General features: G+C 74.5%; 4 protein-coding genes. 2 read left to right on the top strand and 2 right to left on the bottom strand.

What is annotated here, in order from left to right:
• Both ACVNF4_RS33640 and ACVNF4_RS33635 read right to left on the bottom strand, forming a co-directional pair.
• The coding region (locus ACVNF4_RS33640; protein WP_461806665.1) for a DUF5682 family protein at positions 1–1,142 on the bottom strand (1,142 nt) is incomplete at its 3' end.
• The gene (locus tag ACVNF4_RS33635; protein WP_461806664.1) at positions 1,139–2,272 is read right to left on the bottom strand and encodes an ATP-binding protein; all 1,134 of its coding nucleotides are present in this window, start codon (positions 2,270–2,272) and stop codon (positions 1,139–1,141) included. The genes ACVNF4_RS33635 and ACVNF4_RS33640, both read right to left, overlap by 4 nt.
• A 132-nt stretch (positions 2,273–2,404) precedes the next feature.
• On the opposite strand from ACVNF4_RS33635, the gene ACVNF4_RS33630 reads away from it, so the two are divergent.
• Positions 2,405–3,508 carry an SWIM zinc finger family protein gene (locus ACVNF4_RS33630; RefSeq protein WP_461806663.1) on the top strand — a complete coding sequence of 368 codons (1,104 nt, stop codon included), beginning with the start codon at positions 2,405–2,407 and terminating at the stop codon, positions 3,506–3,508.
• Positions 3,509–3,540: 32 nt separating this feature from the next.
• Positions 3,541–3,813: DUF5691 domain-containing protein (locus tag ACVNF4_RS33625; protein ID WP_461806662.1), on the top strand; the 273-nt coding region annotated here is incomplete at its 3' end.

Genomic DNA, 3,813 nt, shown 5'->3' with positions numbered 1-3,813 from the left:
AGGCCGATCTCCCGCTCGGCCGCCTCGGGGCGCAGCCGCAGCCGGCGCTGTTCGCGCTCCAGGTCCCGGCGCAGCGGCACGGCGGGCGCCTCGTCCGGGACCTCCCCCATGACGTCCCCGACGACGAGCCGGTCCCACACGAGCGCCAGCGGTACGTCCGACCCGTCGCAGAGCACCGCCCGCACCGCGTCGGTCGCCTCCCCGAGGCCCGCCAGCGGTCGCCCCCGGACCGCGGCGAGCGTCTCGGCGAGGCGTACGGCCTCGATGACGTGCGCCGGGGAGACGACCCGGTCCTCCTCCCTGAGCAGCCGTGCCACCTTCGTCATCCACCGCTCGACGGGCCGGTCCGGCGCACCGAACAGGTGCCCGTACCAGCCGGGCGACTCGATCCCCGCGCCGTACCCTCCGGCGCGCGCGAGCCTGCGGTACGTCCACGGCACCCAGGTCAGCTCGGCCTTGGCCTTCGGCAGCCCTTTCAGGAGCGCCCGGTCGGCGGCGACGGCCGTACGGCGGCGCAGCGCGGGAACGTGCCACGCCCCGCAGACGACGGCGACACCGTCCGCCCCGAACTCCTTGACGGCCGCCCGCAGCCGGAGCCGCATGTGGGCTTCCCGGACGGCTTCGCGCCCGCCCTCCTCGTCGTCGTACGCCTCGCGGACCGCGCCCATGGCCTCCTCGACGGCCGTGAACGGGTCGCCCGTCTCCCGGTGTTCGATCACGTCCTCCCACCAGCGCTCCGGGTCGTCGTACCCGGCGGCCTCGGCGAGGGCGCGCAGGGGGTCGACGCGGACGGCGGCGGGGCCGGCCTGCGGGGGCAGGGCGAGCGTGTGCGTGGCGGGGAGGTCGATGAAGCGGGCCTGGGCGCCGTGCGTCAGCGCCCAGGTCAGCGCCACCCATTCGGGGGAGAACTCGGCGAAGGGCCAGAACGCGGACCTCCCCGGTTCGTCCACGACGTGGGCCAGCAGGGCGACCGGCGCGCGCATCCGCGCGTGGGCGGCGAGCGGCAGCAGCGCGTCCGCGTCGGCGGGCCCTTCGATCAGTACGGCCCGGGGGCGTGTCTCGTCGAGCGCCCTGCGGACGGCTCGGGCCGAACCCGGTCCGTGGTGCCGGATCCCCAGCAGCCGCGCGGTGCCGCCGGTCATGCGTTCACCTCCCGGCAGGCGCGGTAGAAGTCCGTCCACCCCTCGCGCTCGCGGACGACCGCCTCCAGGTACTCCTGCCACACGCCCCGGTCGGACGCCGGGTCGCGGACGACCGCGCCGAGGATGCCGGCGGCGACGTCGGCCGGGCGCAGCACGCCGTCTCCGAAGTGGGCGGCGAGCGCGAGCCCGTTCGTGACGACCGAGATGGCCTCCGCCGTGGAGAGCGTGCCGCTGGGCGACTTGAGTTTCGTGCGGCCGTCGGCCGTGACGCCGTCGCGCAGTTCCCGGAAGACCGTGACGACCCGCCGTATCTCGGTGATGCCGTCCGGTACGGACGGGAGGTCCAGGGAGCGGCCGATCTGCTCGACGCGCCGGGAGACGATGTCGACCTCCGCCTCGGCGCTCTCCGGGAGCGGCAGCACGACGGTGTTGAACCGGCGGCGCAGCGCGCTGGACAGTTCGTTGACCCCGCGGTCGCGGTCGTTGGCCGTGGCGATGACGTTGAACCCGTGGACGGCCTGCACCTCCTGGCCGAGCTCCGGGACGGGGAGGGTCTTCTCGGAGAGGATCGTGATCAGCGAGTCCTGGACGTCCGCCGGGATGCGCGTCAACTCCTCGACGCGGGCCGTCATCCCTTCGGTCATCGCCCGCAGCACCGGGCTCGGGACGAGGGCGGCGCGGCTCGGGCCGTGCGCGAGGAGCTGCGCGTAGTTCCAGCCGTAGCGGATCGCCTCCTCCGGGGTCCCCGCCGTGCCCTGCACGAGGAGCGTGGAGTCGCCGCTGACGGCCGCCGCGAGGTGCTCCGACACCCACGTCTTGGCGGTGCCGGGGACGCCCAGCAGGAGGAGGGCGCGGTCCGTCGCCAGCGTGGAGACGGCGACCTCCACGATCCGGCGCGGGCCGACGTACTTCGGGGAGATCACCGAGCCGTCGGGCAGGGTGCCGCCCAGCAGGTACGTCGCCACCGCCCAGGGCGACAGCTTCCAGTTCGTCGGGCGCGGGCGGTCGTCCTGCGCGGCGAGCGCGGCGAGTTCGGACGCGAAGGCGATCTCCGCGTGCGGTCGCAGCACGGGGGTCACTTCGGTGTTCTGAGTCGGTTCGGCGGACGTCGGTCCAGCGGTGAAAGACATGGCTCGGGCCCCCTTCAGCTCGGCGTTTCCCGAAGCTGCTCCCACCTTGCACCACCCCACTGACAATCGCTCTGACCTGCACAAACGTGCTTTCGAGGGCGATTGTCAGTGGCGGGTTCTACCTTCGATGTCATGACTCAGCAGGGGGTGTGCCGCAACGTGGACGAGGTGCTGTCACCGGCGTCTGACGACGCGTCGCGCGGAGTGGGGAGCGAACTCGCCGAGGCGGAGGGGGAGTCGGGCGCGGGCTGCCCGCAGGAGGAGGGGGCGGGGGCGCTCGTCGATCCCGAGGCGGCTCGGCGGCGGGCGGAGCGGCGGGCCGGGCGGATCACGGCAGGGGTCGTGGAGTTGGAGCAGCGGCTGGGTGATCTGGTGCGGTCGGGGCTGGCGTCGGTGGAGCGGGAGGGGTACGGGCTGTGGGAGGAGACGGCGGCCCGCATGGTGGACGCGCAGGCTCCCGGACTCGCCGCGCGCGTGCGCGAGTTGGGTGCGATACCGGCGTCGGGCCCCGGCTGGCCGTCGCGTCTTCTGGAGGAGTGCGCCCTCCTGCACCTGCTGACCCGCGCCTGGCTCCACCGCGCCGACCTCCCCGGAGACCTGGCCGTGGTGGTCCGCACCCGCATCGGCCTGCCCGCCGCCCCGACCGGCCCACCGGTCCGGGACGACTGGCTGGTCCTGGCCCAGTACGACACGTCCGACGGCAGGCTGACGACCCGTCGCATCTGGCTCCACGGCACGACGACCGCCCGCACGGCCCTCGTGCTGTCCTACGGCCCCGCCGGTCGCGCCCCCGAACTCGCCCTCCCGGTCGGCCTCTGCGTGCGCGCGGAGGTCACGCCCTACCCGGCCGGCCCCCGAGTCGCCCTGGGTGAACGCCCCACCGCCCCGACCCCGACATCGGTACGCCCACCCGGTATCACCCCGGCCGAGGCCACCGCCCGCTACGGCACCGCGCTCCAGGCCGACCCGTGGCTGGAGTCCGTCCCGGTGACGCTGGCCGACGTCGTACCGACCCCCGTCGGGGACGGCTGGCAACTGACCGACGTGGAAGGCAAGACGGCCCTCCCCCTCACCCCGGCCGCCCTCTCCCGCTCCGGTCTCTGGCGGCTGATCGCCCTCTCGGGCGGCGCCCCCGTCAGGGTCTTCGGGGAGTGCGGGCACCGCGGCTTCAACCCGCTGACGGCATGGTCACCCGTTCGGGGTGAACCGATCGGCCTGTACGAAGCGATCCCCTGACAACGGACCGAAACGGAAAGGGCGGACAGGCCATGAACGACACCTCATCACCGGCTCTCTGGGACGACCTGGTCTCCACGGCGCTCCTGGGCACCGACCGACGTCCCCTCCCCGCGTCACGCACCCGGGAGGAGGGACACGCCGAGCACACAGGCACCCGGGGTTCACCGACCCCGCCCAAGACAGCCCCCGCGAATCTCCTGGACGCCGCCGCCACGGAAACCCTCCGCCGCCGAGCCGGTCTCCTCCCCGGCCCCGCCGCGCCCCCGCTCCCCGTCTCCCCGGCGGACCACCGCCCGCCGCTC

The organism is Streptomyces sp. S6, from assembly GCF_054880855.1.
This window is presented reverse-complemented; position numbering and strand designations above follow the sequence as displayed.